Origin of the sequence: Arthrobacter sp. SDTb3-6, from assembly GCF_013376095.1 — a bacterium.
Classification (GTDB): domain Bacteria; phylum Actinomycetota; class Actinomycetes; order Actinomycetales; family Micrococcaceae; genus Specibacter.
This window is the reverse complement of sequence record NZ_JAAMFN010000007.1, coordinates 38,416-61,871: the sequence shown is the minus strand read 5'-3', so window position 1 is coordinate 61,871 and position 23,456 is coordinate 38,416. Positions and strand designations below refer to the sequence as shown.

General features: G+C 67.5%; 21 protein-coding genes and 3 pseudogenes. 17 read left to right on the top strand and 7 right to left on the bottom strand.

Features of this window, described 5'->3' with window-relative positions; translation table 11 throughout:
* Positions 1-185 precede the first annotated feature (185 nt).
* The 5 genes from G6035_RS05435 (at position 186) to G6035_RS05415 (ending at position 6,253) form a co-directional block, all read left to right on the top strand.
* Positions 186-1,220: a LacI family DNA-binding transcriptional regulator gene (locus G6035_RS05435; RefSeq protein ID WP_176616057.1), complete on the top strand. Its 1,035-nt coding sequence runs from the start codon at positions 186-188 to the stop codon at positions 1,218-1,220.
* 93 nt (positions 1,221-1,313) lie between these two features.
* Positions 1,314-2,618, top strand: coding sequence for an extracellular solute-binding protein (locus G6035_RS05430; protein WP_371130860.1), 1,305 nt, complete (start codon positions 1,314-1,316; stop codon positions 2,616-2,618).
* Positions 2,619-2,685: 67 nt separating this feature from the next.
* A complete protein-coding gene (locus G6035_RS05425) occupies positions 2,686-3,636 on the top strand; it encodes a carbohydrate ABC transporter permease (RefSeq protein ID WP_176616056.1) in 951 nt (316 codons plus the stop codon).
* A gap of 4 nt (positions 3,637-3,640) precedes the next feature.
* Complete coding sequence (locus G6035_RS05420) at positions 3,641-4,564, top strand: carbohydrate ABC transporter permease (RefSeq protein WP_176616055.1); 924 nt, start codon at positions 3,641-3,643, stop codon at positions 4,562-4,564.
* A gap of 93 nt (positions 4,565-4,657) precedes the next feature.
* Positions 4,658-6,253 carry a glycoside hydrolase family 32 protein gene (locus tag G6035_RS05415; RefSeq protein ID WP_371130859.1) on the top strand — a complete coding sequence of 532 codons (1,596 nt, stop codon included), beginning with the start codon at positions 4,658-4,660 and terminating at the stop codon, positions 6,251-6,253.
* 185 nt (positions 6,254-6,438) lie between these two features.
* Here G6035_RS05415 and G6035_RS05410 read toward each other — a convergent pair whose 3' ends face one another.
* On the bottom strand, positions 6,439-7,323 hold the full coding sequence (locus G6035_RS05410) for a hypothetical protein (protein WP_176616054.1): 885 nt from the start codon (positions 7,321-7,323) through the stop codon (positions 6,439-6,441).
* A gap of 250 nt (positions 7,324-7,573) precedes the next feature.
* On the opposite strand from G6035_RS05410, the gene G6035_RS05405 reads away from it, so the two are divergent.
* Positions 7,574-8,284, top strand: coding sequence for a response regulator transcription factor (locus G6035_RS05405; protein ID WP_176616053.1), 711 nt, complete (start codon positions 7,574-7,576; stop codon positions 8,282-8,284).
* Here G6035_RS05405 and G6035_RS05400 read toward each other — a convergent pair.
* From G6035_RS05400 to G6035_RS20505, 5 genes and pseudogenes are all read right to left on the bottom strand, one after another.
* Complete coding sequence (locus tag G6035_RS05400) at positions 8,195-9,670, bottom strand: cell wall metabolism sensor histidine kinase WalK (RefSeq protein ID WP_176616052.1); 1,476 nt, start codon at positions 9,668-9,670, stop codon at positions 8,195-8,197. The genes G6035_RS05405 and G6035_RS05400 overlap by 90 nt on opposite strands.
* 110 nt (positions 9,671-9,780) lie before the next feature.
* Positions 9,781-10,428 (bottom strand): hypothetical protein, encoded by a 648-nt coding sequence (locus G6035_RS05395; protein ID WP_371130858.1) that lies wholly within the window; start codon positions 10,426-10,428, stop codon positions 9,781-9,783.
* An 81-nt stretch (positions 10,429-10,509) separates the two neighbouring features.
* Entirely contained in the window at positions 10,510-10,899 is a 390-nt protein-coding gene (locus G6035_RS05390) for a DUF5058 family protein (protein WP_176616051.1), read from the bottom strand.
* A gap of 72 nt (positions 10,900-10,971) precedes the next feature.
* Positions 10,972-11,151, bottom strand: a complete 180-nt coding sequence (locus G6035_RS05385) for a hypothetical protein (protein ID WP_176616050.1) — start codon at positions 11,149-11,151, stop codon at positions 10,972-10,974.
* Between the two features lie 361 nt (positions 11,152-11,512).
* Positions 11,513-11,644, bottom strand: a pseudogene (locus G6035_RS20505) (MBL fold metallo-hydrolase); the annotation flags it as partial.
* Positions 11,645-11,850: 206 nt separating this feature from the next.
* Here G6035_RS20505 and G6035_RS20500 point away from each other — a divergent pair.
* Both G6035_RS20500 and G6035_RS20495 read left to right on the top strand, forming a co-directional pair.
* Positions 11,851-12,351 (top strand): annotated as a pseudogene (locus G6035_RS20500) (LysR family transcriptional regulator); the annotation flags it as partial.
* A gap of 41 nt (positions 12,352-12,392) precedes the next feature.
* A pseudogene (locus tag G6035_RS20495) lies at positions 12,393-12,626 on the top strand (hypothetical protein); the annotation flags it as partial.
* Positions 12,627-12,719: 93 nt separating this feature from the next.
* On the opposite strand, the gene G6035_RS05365 reads toward G6035_RS20495, so the two are convergent.
* On the bottom strand, positions 12,720-13,643 hold the full coding sequence (locus G6035_RS05365) for a LysR family transcriptional regulator (RefSeq protein WP_176616048.1): 924 nt from the start codon (positions 13,641-13,643) through the stop codon (positions 12,720-12,722).
* A 109-nt stretch (positions 13,644-13,752) separates the two neighbouring features.
* Here G6035_RS05365 and G6035_RS05360 point away from each other — a divergent pair, with 109 nt between their 5' ends.
* The 9 genes from G6035_RS05360 to G6035_RS05320 all read left to right on the top strand — a co-directional run bounded on the left by G6035_RS05360 (position 13,753) and on the right by G6035_RS05320 (position 23,352).
* Complete coding sequence (locus tag G6035_RS05360) at positions 13,753-14,736, top strand: ABC transporter substrate-binding protein (protein WP_176616047.1); 984 nt, start codon at positions 13,753-13,755, stop codon at positions 14,734-14,736.
* The gene (locus G6035_RS05355; protein WP_176616046.1) at positions 14,733-15,593 is read left to right on the top strand and encodes an ABC transporter permease; all 861 of its coding nucleotides are present in this window, start codon (positions 14,733-14,735) and stop codon (positions 15,591-15,593) included. Before G6035_RS05360 ends, G6035_RS05355 begins: the two co-directional genes overlap by 4 nt.
* Positions 15,590-16,429, top strand: coding sequence for an ABC transporter permease (locus G6035_RS05350; protein ID WP_176616045.1), 840 nt, complete (start codon positions 15,590-15,592; stop codon positions 16,427-16,429). Before G6035_RS05355 ends, G6035_RS05350 begins: the two co-directional genes overlap by 4 nt.
* A gap of 1 nt (position 16,430) precedes the next feature.
* Positions 16,431-17,279, top strand: a complete 849-nt coding sequence (locus G6035_RS05345) for an ABC transporter ATP-binding protein (protein WP_176616044.1) — start codon at positions 16,431-16,433, stop codon at positions 17,277-17,279.
* A gap of 21 nt (positions 17,280-17,300) precedes the next feature.
* Positions 17,301-18,392 carry an MBL fold metallo-hydrolase gene (locus G6035_RS05340; protein WP_176616043.1) on the top strand — a complete coding sequence of 364 codons (1,092 nt, stop codon included), beginning with the start codon at positions 17,301-17,303 and terminating at the stop codon, positions 18,390-18,392.
* Positions 18,393-18,457: 65 nt separating this feature from the next.
* Positions 18,458-19,405, top strand: coding sequence for an AraC family transcriptional regulator (locus tag G6035_RS05335; protein WP_176616042.1), 948 nt, complete (start codon positions 18,458-18,460; stop codon positions 19,403-19,405).
* A 130-nt stretch (positions 19,406-19,535) separates the two neighbouring features.
* Positions 19,536-21,338, top strand: coding sequence for an FAD-dependent monooxygenase (locus tag G6035_RS05330; protein ID WP_176616041.1), 1,803 nt, complete (start codon positions 19,536-19,538; stop codon positions 21,336-21,338).
* Positions 21,335-22,429 carry a maleylacetate reductase gene (locus G6035_RS05325; RefSeq protein WP_176616040.1) on the top strand — a complete coding sequence of 365 codons (1,095 nt, stop codon included), beginning with the start codon at positions 21,335-21,337 and terminating at the stop codon, positions 22,427-22,429. The genes G6035_RS05330 and G6035_RS05325 overlap by 4 nt, the downstream gene beginning before the upstream one ends.
* Positions 22,426-23,352 (top strand): dioxygenase, encoded by a 927-nt coding sequence (locus G6035_RS05320; protein ID WP_176616039.1) that lies wholly within the window; start codon positions 22,426-22,428, stop codon positions 23,350-23,352. Before G6035_RS05325 ends, G6035_RS05320 begins: the two co-directional genes overlap by 4 nt.
* Positions 23,353-23,456 lie beyond the last annotated feature (104 nt).

Sequence of the window (23,456 nt, the reverse complement as noted above, 5' to 3'; positions counted from 1 at the left end):
AACTGTTCGGGCGCGAGTGCAGGCCCGCGCCGCACCGAATGGGCAATTTTGGCCGTGGGGACCTGGGCGGCTGCCTTTGCTGCCGGCGCCAGGCGGTTCCGTTCCCAGGCACCCGTCCCTTGACATTGCCAAAACGTTTTTGTAATGTCTCTCACAGACAATGCCAAAACGTTTTGGAGGACTTGATGCGCAGCAGGATCGGAATCCGCGAGGTCGCGAAGGCGGCCGGCGTTTCGGTGACAACTGTCTCCCACGCGCTCAACGACGTGCAGGGCGCCCGCGTCAATGAGGAGACCCGCCAGCGCGTGCTGGCAGTGGCGGCGGACCTGAATTATGCGCCCAACCGGCTGGCGAGCGGGCTGCGCAACCTGCAGTCCCAGACCATCGGCTTCATCAGCGATGAGATCTCCACGACCCCCTTTGCGGGGAAGATGATCCTGGGGGCCCAGCACGCGGCCAAGAAGCACGGCCTGCTGCTGATCATGATCAACACCGACGGTGACGCCCAGGCGGAGGCACAAGGCATCCAGGCACTCCTCCAGCATCAGGTGGATGGCATTGTCTACGCCACGATGTACCACCGGCGCATCCAGGTCCCGGACTCACTGAAGGGCATTCCCGCCGTCCTGCTTGACGCCACGTCGCCGGAGGCCTCCCTGCCTTCGGTGGTCCCCGACGAATTTGGCGGTGCACGCGCCGCCATGCATGAACTGCTGGCCGCCGGCCACCGGCGGATCGGCTTTGTCTCAAACCAAGACGCCATTCCGGCAACTGCCGGCCGGCTCGACGGCGTCAAGGCGGCCTTTGCCGGGCACGGGCTGCCTTACGATCCGGCCCTGACGGTGGCGGCCGAGTCCAGCACGGACGGCGGCTACACGGCTGCCATGCAGTTGCTGACGCTGCCGGCACGTCCCACGGGCCTGTTTTGCTTCAATGACCAGATGGCCATGGGGGCCTACAGGGCCGCGGCAGAACTGGGCCTGAAAATTCCGGCCGACCTTTCGGTCGTCGGCTTTGACAACCTTGAATTGATTTCAGGCTTTCTCCACCCGCGCCTGACAACGGTGCAACTGCCCCACTACGAAATGGGGGTATGGGCCATCAACCGGCTTGAGGAGGAGATCGCCCGCGCCAAGGACGGGCCACATGAACCGTTGCGGACTGCGTTGGATTGCCCAATAGTCCGCCGTGCCTCCGTCGCACCGCCACCCCTGCTGTAAGCGGGGTGGCGGGTCCGGGGCAACGGACGCTCGTTGCAGCGAGCGTTTCCGGCCGGCAAAACCACCGGTCAATACCACAATGGAGGAAATACAGTGAAGTTCCATAAATCGCGGCGGCTTCTCACCGCCAGTATAGCGGCCATGGTCATCGCGGCACCGCTGGCGGGATGCAGTGGCACCGCCAGCGCTTCCGGCGGGTCCGGGGGATCAGGAAACTCGATCACGCTGTGGACCCACAATGCCGGAAATCCGGCGGAATTGGCTGCGGACCAGAAAATTGTTTCCGCCTTCAATTCCAGCCAAAGCAAATACAAGGTCACTGTCCAGGCGTTTCCGCAAGCGTCGTACAACCAGTCCGTGGTGGCTGCCGCCGCTTCCGGCAAACTCCCCTGCGTCCTGGACATGGATGCACCGAACGTGCCCAACTGGGCCTGGGCCAAGTACCTCGCGCCGCTGGACCTTGGCACCTCCCTGAAGGGACAACTGCCCAGCACCATCGGCAAGTGGAACGGGAAGGTCTATGCGGTTGGCTATTACGACGTGGCCCTGGCCATGTTTGCGCGCAAGTCGGTCCTGACGGCTGCCGGCATCAGGATCCCCACCATCGACACCCCGTGGACCCAGGACGAATTCAACCAGTCCCTGGCCGCGCTGAAGAAGACCGGCAAGTGGGCTGCCCCGCTTGACCTGGGCACCAGCGGCACCGGGGAATGGTGGACGTACGCCTACTCGCCCCTTTTGCAAAGCTTCGGTGGCGACCTGATCAACCGCACCGACTACCAAAGCGCTGACGGGGCACTCAACGGCGCCAACGCGGTCAACTGGGCCACGTGGATGCGCGGGCTGGTCACGCAGGGCCTCATTGCCCAGAAGTCCGGCGCGGATGCCAACGCCGACCTCACCAACAACAAGACAGCCATCGAATACAGCGGATCCTGGGCCGCGGCGCCCCTGTCCAAAACGCTGGGCAAGGACCTGGCGGTCATCCCGCCGGTCAACTTTGGCAGCGGCCCCAAGATCGGCGGCGGGTCCTGGGAATGGGGCATGACGAACACCTGCGAGAACAAGGCGGCTGCCACGGCCTACCTGAAGTTCTCCCTCCAACCCCAATACCAGGCCTCTGTGGCTGTCGCGGCGGGAACAATCCCCGCGACGTCCTCCCCCGCAGCCCTGAAGCTGGACCCCAGCTACGGCCCCGGCGGGTCGAATGAAATCTTTGCCCAAATATCGCGCAAGTATGCCGAGCTGCGGCCCCCGACGCCGGCCTACCCGTTCATCTCCACCACCTTCACCACGGCCGCACAGAACATCCTGGCCGGTGCCGATCCCAAGAGCACCCTGGACCAGGCGGTACGCGGCATCGACGCGAACATCAAGACCAACAACGGCTACAAGTAAGCCGCCACTCCCCCTCGTCCGGGTGCGGGCTGCCGCCCGCACCCGGACCCACACCTTTGGACAGCCCATGGTTCTCATTCACCCCTCCCGCGCGGAGACAGCACCGTCAGTGAAAAAACCCAGCCCACCCCGCAAGGTCAACCGCGGCCGGCGGAAAGAATCGCTCACAGCCCTGGGCATGGTGGCCCCCGCGGTCCTGCTCCTGGCCCTCTTCATTTTTGTCCCCGCCGCCTTGGCCTTCGTGTTGGCATTCACCAACGCCCAGCTCATCTCGCCCAACCCGATTGGGTTTGTGGGCCTGACCAACTTCATCCAGCTCTTCCAGGATCCCGTCTTCTACCGGTCCCTGCTCAATACGCTTTACTTTGCCGCCGTCGTCGTCCCGGTCCAGGGCGGGGCCGCCTTGGGCCTGGCCATCCTGGTCAACACCAAGACCCGTGGCACCAGCTTCTTCCGCACCGTCTACTTCCTGCCGGTCGTCACCTCCATGGTGGTGGTATCGATGCTCTGGCTGTTCATGTACCAGCAAAACGGCCTGATCAACGAACTTATCCACCGCCTCACGCTCGGCCTGGTCACCGGACCGGACTGGCTGAACAACCCCGCCACCTCCATGCCGGCGATCATCCTGATGTCGGTGTGGCAGGGCGTCGGCTTCCACATGGTCATTTGGCTTTCGGGGCTGCAAACCATCGCCCCGGATTTGCACGAGGCAGCCTCCCTGGACGGAGTCAGCGCCTGGCAGCGCTTCCGCTTTGTCACCTGGCCCGGCCTGCGCAACACCCGCGCCCTGGTGCTGGTCACCATCACCATCCAGGCCCTGAGCCTGTTCACCCAGGTCAGTGTCATGACCCAGGGCGGGCCCCTGTACTCCACCTCAACGGTGGTCTACGACGCCGTCCAGACCGGCTACCAGCAGCAACAGACCAGCTACGCCTCGGCGATCTCCCTGGTGTTCTTCGCCCTGGTCCTCATCGTCGCCGCGATACAGCGCTTCCTCACCCGAGAAAAGGCCTAACCCCATGGCTACCACCACAGCCCCCGCACGCCGCCAGCCCGCCCAGGCCCTCCGCCCTGCCCCGAAACCGCGCCATATTGTAGGCACCGTGGCCAAAATCGTCCTGGCCCTGGTCTTCGTCCTGCCCATCGTGTTCATGTTCGTCTCCTCCCTGAAGCCGGACGCGCAAATCTTTTCGGACCTCGGCTCGATCAATGCGTTCCTGCCCACCGGACACATCTCGTTCGCCAACTATGCCGGTGTGTTTGACCGCGTGCCGATCGTGACCTTCCTGATGAACTCCGTCGGAATCTCGGCGGCCACCGTCATCCTGGGCCTGCTGGTGAACTCGTTGGCCGCCTTCGCACTTTCCCGCATGCGCCTGCGGGGCAAGAAGATCATTCTCACCGCCATCATCGCCACGCTCATCGTTCCCTTCGAAACACTGGCCCTGCCCCTGGTCTGGTGGGTCAACCAGCTGCCCTGGTTGCAGGTCAACGGCTTTAGCCTGGCCCTGACGCACGGCTGGCTGGACACCTACCGGGTCCAGATCATCCCTTTCATCGCCAATGCCTTCTCCGTCTACCTCTTCCACCAATATTTCGACAGCATTCCCAAGGAACTCGACGAGGCAGCCCGCATGGACGGGGCCGGCTGGTTCCAGATCTACCGCAAGATCATCATGCCGCTCTCCGGGCCGGCCATCGCCACCGTGGCGATCCTGACCTTCCTTCCGGCCTGGAACTCCTACCTGTGGCCCATCATGGTGGTCCAGTCCGAGAACCTGCGCCCCGTGATGGTGGGTGTGGAGTATTTCTACCAGCTCAATGTGGCCTGGGGGCAGATCATGGCCTACACCACCCTCATCACACTGCCCATCCTGGTCCTTTTCATCGCCTTCCAGCGGTCCTTCGTCAACAGCATCGCCTCCACCGGCGTCAAGGGCTGAGAACATCCCAAGACCCGGCCCTGGCCCGCCAACCACCGCCGAAAAGCACCTCCACCCGCCACCAGCAGAACCCGGCACCGAAAGAACCCCACCTTGACTTCCACCACCATGCCCGATTCCTCCAGCACCGCAATCGCAGGCACTGCCATCGCCAGCGGGGACCGGCCACAGGACCGGCCATCCGACCTGGCCCGGGAACACGGACGCCCCGCGTTTCACTACACCGCGCGGGACACCTGGATCAACGATCCCAACGGCCTGATCCTCCACAACGGCATCTACCACCTGTTCTACCAAAACAATCCACGGGGATCGACCTGGGGCAACATGTCCTGGGGCCATGCCACCTCAGTGGACCTGCTCCATTGGACGGAGCATGCCCCGGCCATCGTCACCGATGCCTGCGAGGACATCTTCTCCGGCAGTGTGGTCTTCGATGCGTCCAACAGCTCCGGCCTGGGCACCGCCGAAACACCGGCGCTCGTTGCCGTCTACACCAGCGCCTTCAAGCAGGAGTCGGAGCACTGCGGCGAACAGGCCCAGTCACTGGCCCTGAGCCTCGACGGCGGCTATACCTGGGCCAGGCATCCCGCGAACCCCGTACTGACCCGCAATTCGGCCAATTTCCGCGACCCGAAGGTCTTTTGGTACGGCCACGGCCCCGAGGCCTGCTGGGTCATGGTCGCCGTCGAGGCCCAGGAACGCAAGGCCGTGTTCTATAAATCGGGCAACTTGACCGATTGGGAATTCCTGAGCGAGTTCGGCCCGGAGAACGCCACTGGCGGCGTGTGGGAATGCCCGGACCTGTTTGAACTGCCCGTCGAAGGGGCTGCCGGCGCCACCAAATGGGTGCTGACCATCAATTTGAACCCCGGAGCCGTGTCCGGAGGATCCGGCGGGCAGTACTTCATTGGCCATTTTGACGGCACCACCTTCGTCCCTGAAAGCACCGTGACACAAGGACTGGAACCCGATCCCGACTGCCTGCGCCGTTATGGCTGGCTTGATTGGGGGCGGGACTACTACGCCGCGGTTTCCTTCAACGGCGTGCCCGGCGGCCGGCGAATCATGGTCGGCTGGATGAACAACTGGGACTATGGCGCGGACATCCCGACGGACCCCTGGCGCGGGGCCATGGCCCTGCCACGCGAAGTCCGACTGCGCACCATCGACGGACGCATCAGGCTCACACAATCGGTCGCAACGGAGGTTCTCCAGGCCGGCGGTGCCGAACCGTCGTACACTGCCGTCCCCGGCCCCATCGAGGAAGGCCGCCACCTGCTGCCCGTCCCGGCCCACGGGACAGCCCAGCGCATCGACGTGGACTTCACCCCCGGGACGGCGTCCACGTTCGGCCTGATCGTGCGCGCCGGCGCCGGCGGCGTCGGAACAAAAATCGGCTACGACACCGCGAGCGCATCCGTGGTCGTTGACCGGACCGCATCTGGGGACACCGGATTCAACCCGTCCTTTGCCTCCATCGAGCACGCCCCGGTGGCGTTGGCCGGCGGCCACCTGAAACTGGGCATCCACCTCGACAGCACGTCCGTGGAAGTATTCAGCCATGACGGATTGACAACGCTGACGGAACAAATCTTCCCACCGGACACCGCCCGCGAAGTCTGGCTCTACGCAGAAGGGGGAACCGCCCAGCTCCACCAGCTCACCACCACCCCCTTCGGAAACTAGCCCGCAGGCGCCATCCCTTGGGGGGCACCCGGCGCGACGCTGATTCCCGTCCGGTCCCGGGAGCGGGAGGGACCGGCCCTGAGGGCAGGAGCCGCCCCGGCACCCTGCTGCGAAGCAAGGGCGCCACCGGCATTCGGGCACAGCGGCGGCCGCCCGGCGCCTTCCCCTGGTCCGGGCCCGTGCCCCTATCCGAGGACCAACCGGGTGGTTGCGGCAAAATTAGGTGCCGTCCGTTCGTCATGGGCGGTGCATCGCCGCCCGAGCAGTGCATTGACGGCTTCCTCGAGGCAGCGGGTCTCAGCCGGCACACCCCTCCGGATGGTGCCGTCGCCGTCGATGAGGACACAGCCCCACGCATACAGGGCGTCGCAGCCCAGCGCACAGGTGAGCATGGCGTTGGCCTCGAAGTCCATGCGTTCCCGGTCGGTGGATTGCTCGCGCGGCTTGATGTGACCGGCGTTCAGGAGCCGGGCGGGCAGATCTTCGCCGCAGATGGAGCAGCTCGCACTCCGGCGTCCGCGCAACAGGTTTTTATGGAGATACTCCTGTTCCAGGCGGGTGGCCGAATCGGCCGGGTCTCCAGTGCCCCACACACTGCCCGGGCGTCCGCGCAGGCTCCCCGCCGGCGACGGCAACCCGTCGATGCGAGCTGCAGCCAGGAGTGCCGCGCCGTCGTCGTCGCTGAGGGGGGACACATAGCGCCGCACGGGTTTCCCCGACTCGGTGAACGGCCCCGGGCCGCCGCGCCCGGACAGTTTCGCCGCGCGGTCCCGGTGGACGCATAACCCGGTCGCGACGGTGTTGACCCGGACGAGCCAGCCGTCGTCGCCCTCCCCCACCAGCCGCTCGTATCCCTCAGGCCGCGCATGGGCGTGCCGTTCCTTCGCGACAACGCTGACGGCCCGCACGTACGGCCCGAAGTAGTGGAAGACGACATCGCCCTGTTCCATCTTTTTCAACGCCTCAAGGCTTTGCGCCGGGGCCCCGTCGGCCGCGTGGCAGACCCAGAGGGTGCCCTTCTCGATCGCTGTCCCGTAGTTCCGGCCATGGTGGACCCACCAATATCGCATCTGCAGTTCTCCTTGCGTGTTACCGGTTTTCGCCGTGGATCCGCTGTGGATCCACGGCGCCTGCATCGGGGATGCCCGTGGCGTTTCCCGCATTGCCAGTGTCACAGGACCACGCTGAGAAGCCGCTGAGAAGGTCCGGGACGCCCGGGCGCGGTGCGGTGACCGCAGCCGGCGCCGCGACGGTCCTGCCTTTTCCTCAGGAACGTCTCAGCTTGGGTGCGCCATACTCATCTACGAGGGAAGGAGATGGATGCGGATCTTATTGGTGGAAGACGAGACGCTGTTGGCCGAGACGGTGCGGCGCGGCTTGACGAATGAAGGATTTGTTGTGGAGGTCGTCCATGACGGGGTCAGCGGCCTGTGGGCTGCAACGGAAAATCCCTACGACGTGATTGTCCTGGACTTGATGCTGCCGATGAAGAGCGGTTATGACGTGCTCAAGGAATTGCGCGGGTGCATGATCTGGACACCGGTCATGATGCTCACGGCCAAGGACGGTGAATATGACCAGACCGATGCCTTTGACCTGGGCGCGGATGACTACCTGACGAAGCCATTCAGCTTCCTGGTGCTGGTGGCCAGGCTGCGGGCCCTGATCCGGCGCGGGGCACCCGAGCGTCCCGTCGTGATGACGTTGGGGACGTTGCGGCTGGATCCAATGAACCGCAGCGTCCACCGCGGCGACACGCTGGTCCCCCTGACCGCGCGCGAGTACGGGCTCCTGCATTTCCTCATGCGCCGGCATGACGCGGTGGTCTCGAAGGCCGAAATCCTCGACAACGTCTGGGATCCTACCTTTGAAGGCGGCGACAACGTCGTGGAGGTCTACATAGGGTATTTGCGTCGCAAGATCGACGCCCCCTTCAATCTGTCAACCCTCTCCACCGTCCGTGGCATGGGTTACCTGCTCTCCGCAGACCGTGACCCCGCCCAGGCCCCAGTCCACGGCACCCGGGGATAGGAGCAGTTCAAAGCGGCAGCCTCCGGCCGGCGTCGAGCTGGTGGTGATGGTGCCGTGGTGGGCCTTCATGATGGTGGCGGCGATGGCCAGGCCCAGTCCGCTGCCGCCGCTTTCGCGGGAGCGGCTCTGGTCCAGGCGGACGAACCGCTCAAAGATCCGCTCGCGGTCGGCCTCGGGTACGGGGTCGCCGTCGTTGTCAATGACGACGCGCACCACCCCCGGGCCTGCACCCAGCCCCACGGTGATGGCCGACCTTGCGTGGCGGTTGGCGTTGTCCAGCACGTTGCGCAGCACCTGGCCCAGGCGGTGTCCATCGCCGGTGACCCGGGCAGGGGTCAGGCTGGCCGTGATGTGATGCGGGCTCAGGGACCGCAGCCGGCGGATTTCGGCCGCCAGGATGTCGTCCAGGTCGACGTCCTGGGCCGTGACGTGGATGCCGTCGTCATTGGCCTTGGCCAGGGTGAGCAGGTCATCGACAAGGTAGCTCATGCGGGCCGTCTCGCTGCTGAGCATGTTCTGGAGTTCCCGCCAGCTCTCCCCGCTGTGGTCGGCGACGGCGATTTCCAGCCCGGCGCTGATGGTGGCCAGGGGGCTGCGCAGTTCGTGGCTGGCGTCGGAAACGAAGCGGCGTTGTTCGACGTCGGAGGCCTGGAGCCGGTCGAGCATGGTGTTCATGGTCAGGGCCAGGCGGTGGATTTCGTCGTTGGTGGCCGGGACGTCCACCCGCTCGCTGAGGTGGCTGGCATTGATCCGGGCCACCTGGCCGCGGATCCTCCCGACCTGGCGCAGTGACCTCCCCACCAGGATCCACACCGAAACGCCCACCACCACGAGAAGCACGAGTGTGGCGCCCAGGAGGAACCAGGCGACCGTGGCGACGGAGTCCGCCTCGACCTGCACTGTCGAGGCCACGACGACGGTGTAGGTGCCCTGCCCGGTCTGCACACCTTCGGCGGTGATGAGGAACGCGTCCGTGTCGCCAATGCCCTGCAGGCTGGAGACGTCCTCGGTCTTGGTCGCCCCCGGGCCGGGGCGCAATTGCGAGAGCGGAGCCCTGGCCGCCGATTTTTGCGAGGCCGCCACCACGGCCCCCTGCGGGCTGATGATTTGCACATACTGGCCGGTGTGGGCCGTGGTGGCCAGTGAATCCCCCGCGTCCTCGACATCCTCGCTGGTGATCATCGCCACCACGTCCGATGCCGTGGACTTCGCGGCCCTTTCAGTGGTGGCGATGAGTGAGCTCTGCAGGAGCACCAGCAACAGCAGGCCGCCGGCAACCAGGGCAAGGGCAACCACGGTGACGGCCGTCGCCGTCGCCCTTTTGCGAACGCCCCAGGCACGTCCCCGGCGTCGGGACGGGCGGGGCCGCGGCTTGGGTGGAATCATGGTTCAACCTTGCCTCCGCGGGTGTCGATTGCCTAATTGCCGCCCCCTGCCTTCTCAGCGTCCCCCCAGCGACGGCGCGGCACCGTCCGGGGAGCCCGTGCGGCGCTGGTTTACTGGGCCGTGCGGCGCTTGCGCAGGTCCCAGGCCAGGATGATCGTGGAGGCAACCGCGGCCACGGTGGCGTACATGCCGAATGCGGGGACCGCCGGGCTGATCACGAAGACCACAGTGACGGAGACCAGCACCGCGATGGCGGCGGTCCGGGGCTGCTTGAGGTGTGCCAGGGCCTGGACGGGCACCGCGCCGAACACGGTCGGCACAATGTAGACCTGCATGACGTGCAGGATGGTCGGCGGGAGATTGGCAATGAACCACGTGCCGAAGAACCCGACGACGAGGACCAGCGAGGTCAGGTGCACCATCACGGCCCCGCTGATGGCTGACACCGGGGCCGGCCCGCCCCGTCGGGTGCCCGGGCGCGCCCCGATTGCCGTTTGTGCCGTCAGTGCGGCGGGGAGGAGCTTGTTGGCGATGTTGCCGGTCATGAACGCCTGGTATATGGAAGACTCGCCGAGGATCGGGAAATACGTCACGGGCTCAATCATCCACAGGAAACCGAAGGCCCCGGCGACGGCCAGGAAGGCGGTGAGGACCTGGGCCGGGGTGGCACCCAGCCCGGCGAAGAACAGCAGGTAGGCCGGTGCGGCCAGCGAGATGGCGAGGCCAACGAGCATGGTCAGCCGTCCCCACCGGGACACGGTCCGGTCGAACTCCCTGAGGCCGTCCCGCGTGGCTGCGGATATTCTCGGTGGTGCCTGGCATGGTCATGGCGTCCCCTTTCAGTGCGCGGTCGTGATGAAGTAGGCGACGGCGAGTCCGGCGACTATCGAAATGCCCTGGGACCATTCGGTGACCCATTTCTTCCGGGTGGCCCGGGAGATGAAGATGCAGGCTGCCATGGCGCCGGCAGCGCCGAGGTAGGCGAAGATGTGTGCGCTTGAGATGGTGAACTGTTCAAGGCCCAGGGTGAAGAATGCGGCAAGCATCGCCGCGGCCGGAACGATGGCCAGCAGGGTCGGGTTGGTGTGCGTCAGCGCCGTGTTGCCCTTCATCAGAAGGGGCGTGAGGACCAGGGCGCCGATCATCCACATGGCCCCGCCCAGGCTGATGGCGGCGAAGGCGGCGATGGCACAGAGCCACAGGAATGGCTGGTTGGCAACGGCGAGCACAGCTCCGGCCGCCGTCTTCCCAAGCGTGGGGTGCGTCGATATCTCCCTGTAGGTAGGGCTGGCCTGTTGCCTTCAGCGTGGGCCGGCGGCGGCCGCAAGGGACCCGGCGTCGGCCGGTGAGGTGTGGGACTTCCTGTGGTGTTCGATCGTGGCGGTCCGGGTTGCCGCGTCGGTTTCCTTGTAGTCGTCCTGCACCCAGTCGAAACCGATCGCCTCGTGGAGGAGGAGGTCCGTTCCGGCGGCCAGCGCCACCAGGTTCCGGCGCGGGGCGGTGTCGCCCGAGATCGTGACCGAGCGTCCGGGGCCGGGTTGGCGTTCGGCCCGTAGCCGGTGCCGTCAGGGATCCGGATGTCCTCGGCGGCAAAGATGCTGTGCGGGGAGTCCCGCAGGGAATCGAACATCCTGTCCGTGGTGTCGGCAGGGTAGGCGCGCAAAAGATGGCCGACCCTGGCAACGGTCCCGGCCGTCGGGGTGTCCGCGAAAAGCGGGGCAACGGTGGAGGCGGCCCGGGGGTTGACGGGTGGCAGGAGGACACGGTCACCGGGGCCGATGATGCCCACCGCCGGCCCGGCCGGCGGTCCCGCATCATCCAGCCGAACAGCAGGAGGTTCGGCAGGTCAACCGTGTGGTCTGAGTGGAGGTGGGTGAGGAAGACGGCCCGAAGGTCGTGCGGTTCAAGCCCGGCCTGCGCGCATTGCCCGCCTGCCCCGCGTCCGCAGTCCACGAGGTAGACGGCGTCGCCCACCACGACGGCGGTGGAAATGCCATGGCGGGCGGGCCTGCCGCCCCGGGACGGCCACCACCGCGGGCCTCCGGCGGTGCCGAGCAGAACAACGCGTGGGTTCAGGTCCGGCAAGGGATGCTCCTCAAGGGGACAGCTGGGATGTCTCCACTATGAGCTGCGCAACATATTATGAAAAACGAAACTGTTTCCAAACGATATTTGAGTAAATCAATGAATCAGGCAGTCACCCTTCGCAGCTCGAGTACTTCCTCGCGGTTGCCGAGGAAGGTTCGCTCGTCACCGCAGCCGGGCGCCTTCACATCACCCCGGGGTCGCTGTCCGTTGCGCTGAGCGGGCTCGAGCACGCTCTGGGCCTCCAGCCGCTGGTCCGCCGCCGGGCCAAGGGTGCCTCCCTCACTGCCGCGGGGCGCGATCTCATCGCGCTCACCCGGCACGTGCTGGGCGCCGCCGCGTCCCTTCAGACGGCGGCGGGGGACATCCGGGGCGAGCTGCCCGGTCCGCTCAACCTCGGCTGTTTCGACACGATCTCCCCCTGGCCCATGCCGCTGGTGCTGGAACACTTCGCCCGATGCCACCCGCGGGTTGGGACCATCCTGCACGAGGCGTCATCGGACGGCCTGCAGGCCCTGCTCCAGGGCGGCCAGCCCGATGCCGCCTTCATGTTACCGCCTCCACGCCAGCGTCCCGCTGGAGAGCACCACGATCTCGGGGATGAGGCTCCAGCTCGTGTTGCAGGCAGGCCGCCGGCTTCCGCGCCAACATCAAGTGGAGGTCCCGCAACGTCGAAACCATCCGGGCCGTCGTCGGGCGGGGCCTGGCGTATTCGGTCATCATGGGCAGGCCGCTGGGTGACCGCACCTACCGCGGCGACCCGCTGGTCTACCAGGAGATCGCCGACGACCTCCCGGCCAACTCGCTCCAGCTCTTTTACCCGCCCGGCTCCCTGGGCAACGCCAAGGTGCGGGCGCTGCGGGATTTCAGCCGCGACGTCCTGGCCCGGAACGGTGCACCCATGACGGCACTTGCCGCCGAGCAGCCCTGCCGCGGGACTGCAGGAAGCCCGGGGACCGGCCGGCTACACCGCTTCGGGCCCCGTGGCCCCGAAGGCGGCGGAGACGACCCCGAGGAACCGTTCCAGCGCAGGCGAGGGGCGCATTTGGGCGGAGCGGATCAGGGCCGGCCGCAGCGGCGCCACCCCGCCGGCCACCTCAGCGATCCGCACACCCGGCGTAAAGGGGCCCACCAGGTCCATCGGCATCAGGCCCACCCCGATGCCCGCCGCAACCAGGGGCAGCGTGGTCTGCAAGGTGGAGACGTACTGCACCCGGGCCGGCCTGAACCCCTCCCTGCGCCAGAGCTCGTCCGCCAGCTCGGCCAGCCCGGGGAAACCCGGCACGGCCTCCGGGATGATCCAGGCGTCCTGCGCAAAGGCGGCAGCGTCCACGGGACCGCCGGCCTGCTCCCGGTCCAGGGGCGTCACCAGCCCGAGCGGCATCTCGGCCAGCGGCTCAACGACCAGCGACGGGTAGGCGGCCGCCACGGATGCGGTATCCGTCGGCGCAATGAACCCGACGTCGGCGCCGCCGTCGGCAACCAGGTTCAGCACACGCAGCGGCTGCGGATCGGACAGCAGGACCTCCACTTCCGGCGCCTCCACACGGAAGCGCTTGAGCAGCGGGGGCAGCAGCGACCAGGAGATCGAGGGCACGCACGCAATCCGCAGCCGCCCTCCCAGCCCCTGCCCGATCCGTTGGACCGACTCCCCGACCCGCTCGGACCACCGCAGCAGGTCCCGCCCTTGTTCCGCCAGCAAACGCCCTGCGGCGGTGGGCTCGACCCCGCGCGGCAGGCGCTGCAGCAGTTCCGTCCCCACCTCGCGTTCCAGGGCCTGGATCGCCTGGCTCAGCGGCGGCTGCGTCATGTGCAACCGGCGCGCGGCCAGGGAGACGGACCCTTCCTCCACCACGGCCAGAAAATATTCGAGTCTTCGCAGGTTCATAGTCGCATTTTATATGGGGTTAGGCGGTAATTGATATTTGTCATATGCATATCCCTGCCCCAAGCTGATAGTGATTCACAACACACCAACTTGTCTTAGCGGAGGTCCCATGAGCCGTGCCCCATCCATCACCCGCCGAACAGCCATCGCGCTGGCCGGCCTGTGCGTGGTCCTGCCCATCGCCGGGTGCGGCGTGGGCATGGGCAGCGCGAAAGTCCTTGGCGCAGGCGATCCGATCAAGGTCGGCGTCATCCCCGTGGCGGACTTCGCGCCCGTTTACATCGCCCAGGAGGAAGGCTACTTCAAGGACGAAGGCCTGAACGTCCAAACCCAGGTCATGCAGAACGCCGCCGCCATCGCCCCCTCCGTGATCAACGGCCAGCTTCAGTTCGGCACCGCTGCAATCACGCCGTTCCTGGCTGCGGTCCAAAAGGGGCTGCCGCTCAAGGCCGTCGCCAACGGCTCCTCGATCGCGGCAAACCCGGCCCTGGACCCCTCCGCACTCGTCGTCGCCAAGGGCAGCACCATCAAGGGCCCGCGCGACCTCGAAGGCCACACCGTCGCGGTGAATGCCCTCGGTTCCATCGTCCACGTTGTCGCGGCGGCTGCCATCAAGAAGGACGGCGGCGATCCCTCGAAGGTCACCTTCGTGGCCATGCCGTTCCCCGACATGATCCCGGCGCTCCACCGCGGAGCCATTGACGCCGCGTCGCTGGTTGAGCCGTTCCAGGTCAAGGCCGTCGCCACGGGTGCCCGGGTGATCGCCCACCCGTATTCGGCCAGCCTGACCCCGGACGGCACGTTTACGGTGATCTTCACCGCCGGCCCGTTTGCGGAGAAGAACCCGGAGACCGTCAAAAAATTCCAACGGGCCATGGACCGGGCCAGCCTGCTCGCGGCCAGCCACCCGGAAAAGGTGGGGCAGGTCCTGGCGAAATACGGCAAGCTTCCGCCGGAGGTCTTCGCCAAGATGCGGGTGCCGATGTACACCGACAAAATGAGCATCCCCGCCATCGAAAACACGGCAAAACTCATGCAGGAACTGGGCTTTTTGCCCGGACCCGTTGACGTCAAAGGAGCCGTCTGGCCATGACCACCAACACCACCGTCCTTGACTCCGGGGCGGCCCTCCGCCCCTCCCCTCCACAGGCACGACGGCGGCGCCACCCGGCCGCCACGTCCGCCGGCCGCTTCGTGCTGGGAGCCGGCACCGTCGTCCTCGCACTCGCGTTCTGGGAGGTCCTCTCCCGCACCGGCGCCCTGCCGCCCGACGCGATCCCGCCGGCGTCCGCGGTGCTCGCGGAGTTCGCCGCGCAGCTCTTCCTGCCGGCGTTCTGGGCCTCGCTCTGGGCCACACTCTCCGTGGCGCTTCTGGGCCTGGTGCTGATCATCGTGATCGCCACGCCGCTGGCCCTGTTGATCGGGCTGGTGAAGCCTTTCGCGGAGTCGACCTGGTTCCTCGTGGAGTTTCTCAAGCCCATCCCGCCCGTCGCCCTGATCCCCCTGGGCCTGCTGCTCTGGGGTCCCAGCCCGGGAATGAAACTGTTTTTGATCGTCCTCGGTGCCCTCTGGCCGCTGCTCACGCAGCTGGTCTACGGCGTGAAGGAGGTCAACGGCGTCGCCACCGACATGGCCCGCAGCTACCGCCTCGGCTGGTGGCTCACCACCTCCCGCCTGGTGGCGCCGTCCATCCTTCCGTTCGCGCTGACCGGCCTGCGCATTTCCGCGGCCATCGCCATCATCGTCGCCGTCGTCACCGAAATGATCGGCGGCGCCACGGGCCTGGGCCAAGGCATCGTCGTGGCCCAGTCGGCCGGCGCCCTTACCCAAATGTACGCGCTGATCCTCGCCGCCGGCCTGCTGGGCCTGGGCCTCAACGCGGCCTTCCGGGCAGCCGAAAAGCCCCTGCTGTTCTGGCACCCGTCCATGCGCGAGGAGGCGTCCCGATGACCACCACCCGCGCCGCGGCACGCGCCGTCACCCAGACCGCCACCCGCGCCACAACCCGCCCGCATCCCCTGCGGCTGCTCGCACTGCGCACCTGGCTGCCAGTTGTCCTGATCGTTTGGTGGTGGCTCGCCTCCGCCGGCAGCAGGTCGCTGTACTTCCCGCCACTGTCCACCATCCTCGAGACGCTTCAGCACGACTGGCTGGGCCCCGGCCTGACGGCAAACCTCCTCCCCAGCCTGGGCAAGTTCCTGGCCGGCTTCCTGATCGCCGCCGCCTGCGGGATCGTATTCGGGCTGCTGATCGGCATGTCGCGCACCCTCGCCGCCGCCGTCGAACCGATCGTGCAGTTCCTGCGCTCCCTGCCACCGCCGGTGCTGCTGCCGATCGGGATCCTCGTGTTCGGCATCGGCGCCCCCATGAACATCGCCATCATCGCCTTCGGCGCCGTCTGGCCCACCCTGCTCAACACGATCGACGGCGTCCGGTCGCTGGACTCCCAGGTCCGGGACATGTCCCGCTCCTACCGGCTGACCCTGGGCCAGCGGGTGCGCTACATCGTCGTGCCCAACGCGGGGCCGCAGATCTTCGCCGGCCTGCGCACCACGCTGCAGATCTCCATCATCCTGATCGTCGTCTCCGAAATGGTCGCTTCCGTCAACGGGATCGGCTACTACCTGCTCAACTCCCAACAAACCTTCGCCGTCCCCCAGACCTGGGCCGGAACCCTGCTCCTCGGGGCCCTGGGCTACGTCGCCAACCTTCTCTTCCTGCGCATCGAGTCCCGCGTCCTGCGCTGGCACTCCGGGATGCGCGCAGCCTCCGGAAAGGACGCCTGACATGACCACCCAACCCACCACCACCGAGCCCAACCCCGGGGCGCCCAACCCCGCGGCCCCCGCCACACCGCCCTTCGGCGACGTCCTCCTCGAACTGGAACAACTGCGCAAAAGCTACGGATCCACCCAGATCCTCGACGGCGTCGACCTCTCCGTGCGCAGGGGCGAATTCGTGTGCATCGTGGGCCCTTCCGGCTCCGGAAAAACCACGCTCCTGAAATGCATGGCCGGCCTGCTCGATCCCAGCGGCGGCCGCACCGTCTTCGAAGGTGAGACCGTCACGGAGCCGCCGGCCAAGCTCGCCGTCGTCTTCCAGGACTACTCCCGCTCACTGCTGCTATGGATGACCGTGGCCGCCAACATCGGGCTCCCGCTGAAAAACAAGCTGCCCAAGGCCGGGCGCCCGGCACGGATCGAGGAAGTCCTGCGCGCCGTCGGCCTGTCCGGGAAGGGCGGCCTGTACCCCTGGCAGATGTCCGGGGGCATGCAACAACGTGCCGCCATCGCCCGCGGGCTGGCCTACCAGCCCGACGTCCTGCTCATGGACGAGCCCTTCGCCGCCGTCGACGCCCAGACCCGCATCGAGCTGGAGGACCTTGTGCTGCGCGTCCGCCAGGACTTCGACACCACGGTCATCTTTGTCACCCACGACATCGACGAGGCCGTCTACCTCGGCGACCGCGTCATTATCCTCTCCGGGGCACCCACCAAGGTCACCCGCAACATCACCGTCGACCTCCCCCGCCCCCGCGACCAGCGGGACACCAAGCTGCTGCCCGACTACGCACGGCTCCGCGCGGAGGTCTTCGAACTCATCCAGGCCGCCCAATCCCACGCCTCCATCGCCTAGCACCCCTCGAGGAAAATCCCCATGGCACACCTCCCCCTCACGGCCGAGCAGGCCGCCCTGCACCGCACCCGCGTCACCCTCCTGGGCACGGCCGGCGGCCCGCCCTGGTGGGACGGCTCGGACCGGGCCGGCATCTCCACCGTCATCTCCGTCGGCGACGAGCACTACCTCATCGACTGCGGCGAGGGCTGGGGCCCGCAATTCCGCAAGTCCGGCCTGGGACCCGCCGGCTTCCAAAAGGGCCTGGACAACCTCCGCGGCGTCTTCATCACCCACCACCACTCCGACCACATGATCGACTACCCCAACCTGCTGCTGCTGGCCTGGCACAACGGCTCCGACGGGCTCAAGCAGCCCATCCAGGTGGTGGGCCCGGGCGACCGCGGCGCGCTTCCCCCGATCTTCGCCGAGGAAAGGCGCGAACACCTTCCCGAGGTGTTCAACCCCGATTCCCCCACCCCCGGCCTCGTCGAATCCACGCAACGCCTCCTGCAGGCCTACTCCATGGACATCAACGACCGCATGCGCGACAACGCCAAGCAGGACCTGCGCGAGATCTTTGAATTCCACGACATTGAACTGCCCGGCGGCACCGGCCACGACCCGAACGGAAACCCGTCCCCGGCCATGGAACCCTTCGAGGTCTACCGCGACGAGAACATCAGGGTCACCGCGATCCTCGTGGACCACCGGCCGATCTTCCCCGCCTTCGCCTTCCGCTTCGAAACCCCCGACGGCGCCATCGTCGTCTCCGGGGACACCGGCGTGTGCCAGAACCTGGTGACCATCTCCCAGGGAGCCGACATCCTGCTCCACGAGTGCATCGACATGGACTGGGTCGACGGGCTCATGGGCCCCGACTCCCCCAAGCCGGACCCCAACCTGATGCAGCACATGCTCGCCGCCCACACCGCCATCGAAGAGGTCGGACCCCAGGCCGGGAAGGCCGGCGTCGACACCCTCGTGCTCACCCACCTGGTCCCCGGCAACACGCCCGTCGAAAAGTGGGAAAAGGCGGGCGTCGGCTTCTCCGGCACCCTCGTCGTCGGCGAGGACCTCATGGCCTTCGGCCTCGGCGCACCCGACGGGCCCCCACGGACCGGAGGCGCGTAGCTGCAGCGCGCACGTGCCCTGCGCCGATGGTGCAGGGCACGGACACCCGCCTACACTGGAGACACATGTCACATTCAGGCACCACACTTCCAGCGGGATTCACCCGGTTTTCAACCGACGGCCTGCCGAGCGGGCGGCGCATCCCCCAGTGGGAACGCCACAACGCCCGTGCCCTGGTTGGCCTCGCGGCGGCCACCGACGGTGCGGCAGGGCTTCGTGCCACGGAACTGAACCTCTCCCTGCCGCGGCTCGGCCTGGCCAGGGTCACGGGAACGGCCCACCGGGTGTCCCGGGACGAGGCGCAGGTCGCCGCCCACCCGGCCGGCGGGATCGTCGCCTACCTCGCGGTCCGGGGTGCCGGGCGCTTCATGCACCGCGGCGGCACCGAAACGGTGGCCCCCGGGCAGGGCCTGCTGATCGACGCCGACCAGCCCTTCGAGCGGGACTTCGCCGAGGGCCTCACCGAGCTGGCCGTCAAGGTGCCCCGCGGCGTCCTGGCCGGCGCCGCGTACCTGGCCCAACCACGCTTGTTCGAGTTCGGCGGTTCCGCCGACGCGCCCGGCGCCCGGCTCGCCGCGGCCGCCGGCAGCGCCCTGTCCGGACGCCCTGCACCCTGGGACGCCCTCGAGGACACACTCATCGGGCTCGTCACCGAACTCCTCACGGACGGGCCCGCCGCCGGGCACCTGGAGGCAGCCGAGGCCTTCATCCGCACCCACTACCGGCGCCGGGAACTGTCCGTCCCCGGCATCGCCACGGCCATCGGCCTGTCCGAACGCCAGCTCTCCCGCGTTTTCGCCGCCTCGGGACGCAGCGTGCCCCAGGCAATCCTCGCCGCCAGGCTCGAGGGCGCCCGCCGGCTGCTCGGCACCGCGGCACTGGGCCACCTTCCCATCTCCGACATCGCGAGCCGGTGCGGATTCTCCTCCCAGGCCCAGTTCGCCCGCAGCTACCGGGACCTGTTCGGCGTGCCGCCCCTGCGACACCGGCGCGAGCTCCTCGCCACACCATAGCCGCCCTGCAGTGGACGCTTTTTTGTGTTTTTCCGCCATGATCGCCCTCTCCCTGCCGTGAGACGCCGCTCACACCCATGATTGATTCAACCCCGCCGGCCGAGCAGCCGGCCAACAACAAGGAGTTCCCATGGTTGTCTTCAACGACGGCGTCGCCGAGACACAAACGCCGGACACCACGCTCGTGGAGACCGACGTCCTGATCGTCGGTTCCGGCCCCGCCGGCTCGTCCGCGGCCCTCTTCCTGTCCTCGCTGGGCGTGGCGAACATCATGATCACCAAGTACCGCTGGACGGCCAACACGCCGCGGGCGCACATCACCAACCAGCGCACCATGGAGATCTTCCGCGACCTCGGGATCGAGGAACAGGTCCTGGCCGAGGCCACCCCCCACGCGATGATCGGGGACACCGTCTTCTGCACGTCGATCGCCGGCGACGAGATCGGGCGGATCCTCACCTGGGGCAACCACCCGGCACGCCATGCGGACTACGAGCTCGCCTCCCCGTCGCTGAACTGCGACATCCCGCAGACGTACCTGGAGCCGATCCTGGTCAAGAACGCGACCATGCGCGGCACGCAGGCCCAGTTCTCCACCGAATACCTCTCCCACACCCAGGACGACGACGGCGTCTCCGTGCGCGTGCTCAACCGGCTCTCCGGCCACGCGTACACGATCCGCGCGAAGTACCTCATCGGGGCCGACGGGGCCCGCTCGAAGGTCGCCGCCGACGTCGGCCTTCCCCTGGAGGGAAAGATGGACATCGCCGGGTCGATGAACATCACCTTCAAGGCCGACCTGGCCAAACTGGTGGGCCACCGCCCCTCCGTCCTGTACTGGGTGGTCCAGCCCGGTTCCAACATCGGCGGGATCGGCGCCGGACTGGTCCGCATGGTCCGACCGTGGAACGAATGGCTCATCGTCTGGGGATTCGACATCTCCCAGGGCACGCCCGAGGTCACCCGGGAGGACGCACTGCAGGTGATCCGCAACCTGATCGGCGTCCCCGACCTGGAGGCCGAGATCACCGGCATCTCGCTGTGGGGCAACAACGAGCAGTACGCCACCACCCTGCAGTCCGGCCGGGTCTTCTGTGCCGGTGACGCCGTCCACAAGCATCCGCCGAGCAATGGGCTGGGCTCGAACACGTCCATCCAGGACTCCTACAACCTGGCGTGGAAAATCGCCGCCGTGCTCAACGGGCAGGCCCCGGCCGGCCTGCTCGAGACCTACACTGCCGAGCGTGCGCCGGTGGCGAAGCAGATCGTCACCCGCGCCAACCAGTCCGGGCGCGAGTTTGTGAAGCTCTTCGACGCCCTGGGCCTCACCGCAGGGCAAAGCGAGGCCGAGATGCTCGCTGCCATCGAATCGCGGAAGGACAACACGGCCGCGGGCGCCGCCAAGCGCGCCGCGATCCGCGAGGCGATGGAAATCAAGAACTACGAGTTCAACGCGCACGGCGTGGAGCTGGGCCAGTACTACCGCTCGGCCGCCATCGCCTCCGACGGCACGGAACGGCCCGTGCCGGCGCGCGACGCCGAGCTGTACTACGAACCGTCCACCCATCCCGGTGTCCGCCTGCCCCATGCGTGGGTGGGCGACTGGACCCGGAAGTTCTCAACGCACGACCTCGCCCCGTACGGCCGGTTCACGCTCTTCACCGGCATCACCGGCACGGCCTGGGACGGCGCCGCCCGGAAGGTCTCCGCCCAGCTCGGGGTCCCGGTCAAGGCGGTGGTGATCGGCCCCGGGCAGGAGGTCACGGACCTGTATTTCGACTGGGAGCGCCTGCGCGGCGTGGCCGAGGACGGTGCCGTCCTGGTCCGGCCCGACAAGCACGTAGGCTGGCGTTCGCAGGGCCTGCCGGCCGATCCGGAAGCCGCACTGCAAGGCGCCATCTCAACCATCCTGGGCAACGGAGACAAATCATGAAGCTGACATTCGAACACACCACCCTGGGCCAGCGGGTGCTCTTCGGTTCCGGCCAGGCCGCAGACCTGGTGGCCGCGGAGGCCGCCCGGCTCGGCGCCGGCAAGGCCATGGTCATCGCCTCCGACTTCGAGATGGCGATGGCCCGCACCGTCGCGGCCGGAATCGACGTGGCGCTGTGGCACAGCGGGGTGGTGATGCACGTACCGCTCGAGACGGCCCAGGCCGCCCGCACGGCCGCGGAAGAGGCCGGCGTCGACCTCATCGTGTGCGTGGGCGGCGGGTCCACCACCGGGCTGGCCAAGGCGGTTGCCCTGACCACCGGCTTGCCGATCCTCGCGGTCCCGACCACCTATGCCGGCTCGGAGGCCACGAACGTGTGGGGGCTGACGGAGGCGTCCCGCAAGACCACCGGGGTCGATGACAAGGTGCTGCCGGTGACGGTTGTCTACGACGCCGAACTCACCCTCTCCCTGCCCGTGGAGATGTCCGTGGCCTCCGGGCTGAACGGCATGGCGCACTGCATCGACTCGCTCTGGGGCCCGCGGGCGGACCCGATCAACGCGGCCATGGCCTCCGAAGGCATCCGCGCGCTCAGCCGGGGGCTGCCGGCGATCGTTGCCGAACCGGCAGGACTGCCCGGCCGCGAGCAGGCCCTCTACGGGGCGTACCTTTCCGCCGTCGCATTCGCCTCGGCCGGATCCGGCATGCACCACAAGATCTGCCATGTGCTCGGCGGGACGTTCAACCTCCCCCACGCCCAGACCCATGCCGCCGTGCTGCCCTACGTCCTCGCGTTCAACGGCCCGGCCGCGCCCGAAGCCCGGGCCCGCATCGCGGCGGCCTTCGGCTCCGACACCGCACTGGGCGGGCTGCAGGAGCTGCGCGGGAGGCTTGATGCACCCAAGGCACTGAAGGACTACGGCTTCACCGCCGCGGACATCCCCGAAGCCGTGGCGGTGGCCCTGCCCGCCATCCCGGCCAACAACCCCCGCCCGGTCACCGCCGCGAACCTGACCGCGCTGCTCACCGCCGCACTTAACGGCGACGACCCCAAAACCCTTTCCGACCAGTTCCAGGAGGAACCACGATGAGCCAGAACTCCCCTTCCACCGCCGAAGGCGCGGCAGCCACCGCCGCAGCCACAGCACAGGCCGCCGTCGAGGAGCGCCTCACCGGGAACGTCCTCCGGTCGTTCCAGGACTGCGCGAATCCGCGGCTGAAACAACTCATGGAGTCGCTGGTCACCCACCTGCACGCGTTCATCCGCGATGTCCGGCTGACCGAGAAGGAATGGGACGCCGCCATCGCGTTCCTCACCGCCGCCGGGCACATCACCGACGACAAGCGCCAGGAATTCATCCTGCTCTCCGACGTGCTGGGCGCCTCGATGCAGACCATCAACGTCAACAACGCCGCCTACAAGGACGCCACCGAGGCCACCGTCTTTGGCCCGTTCTTCGTCGACGACGCCCCCGAGATCCCCCGCGGCGGCGACATCGCCGGCGGGGCGGCCGGTGAACCATGCTGGATCGAAGGCACGGTCCGGGACACCGACGGCAACCCCGTATCCGGCGCGCGGATCGAAGTCTGGGAAGCCGACGAAGACGGGTTCTACGACGTCCAGTACACCGACGGCCGCGTCGCCGGTCGGGCACACCTGTTCTCTGACACGGACGGCAACTACAACTTCTGGGGCCTGACCCCGACACCGTACCCGATCCCGCACGACGGTCCCGTCGGGAAGATGCTCGAAGCCACCGGCCGGTCCCCCATGCGCGCGTCCCACCTGCACTTCATGGTCACCGCCCCCGGCCTGCGCACCCTGGTCACGCATATCTTCGTCACCGGCGACAAATTGCTCAAGTACGACACCGTGTTCGGCGTCAAGGAATCGCTGATCAAGGACTTCGTGCCGCAACCCGCCGGGACGCCGACGCCCGACGGGCGCGAACTGGGCAATGACGTCTGGGCCCGTGCCCGGTTCGACATCGTCCTCGCCCCCGCCACCGCATAGGCCCGCCGGTCCCGGGCCGGCCGCCGGACCGGCCGGCGCCCGCGTCCACCCCGGGATCGTCCACCCCGGGATCGTCCACCCAGGGAACCCCTACCCAGGGAACC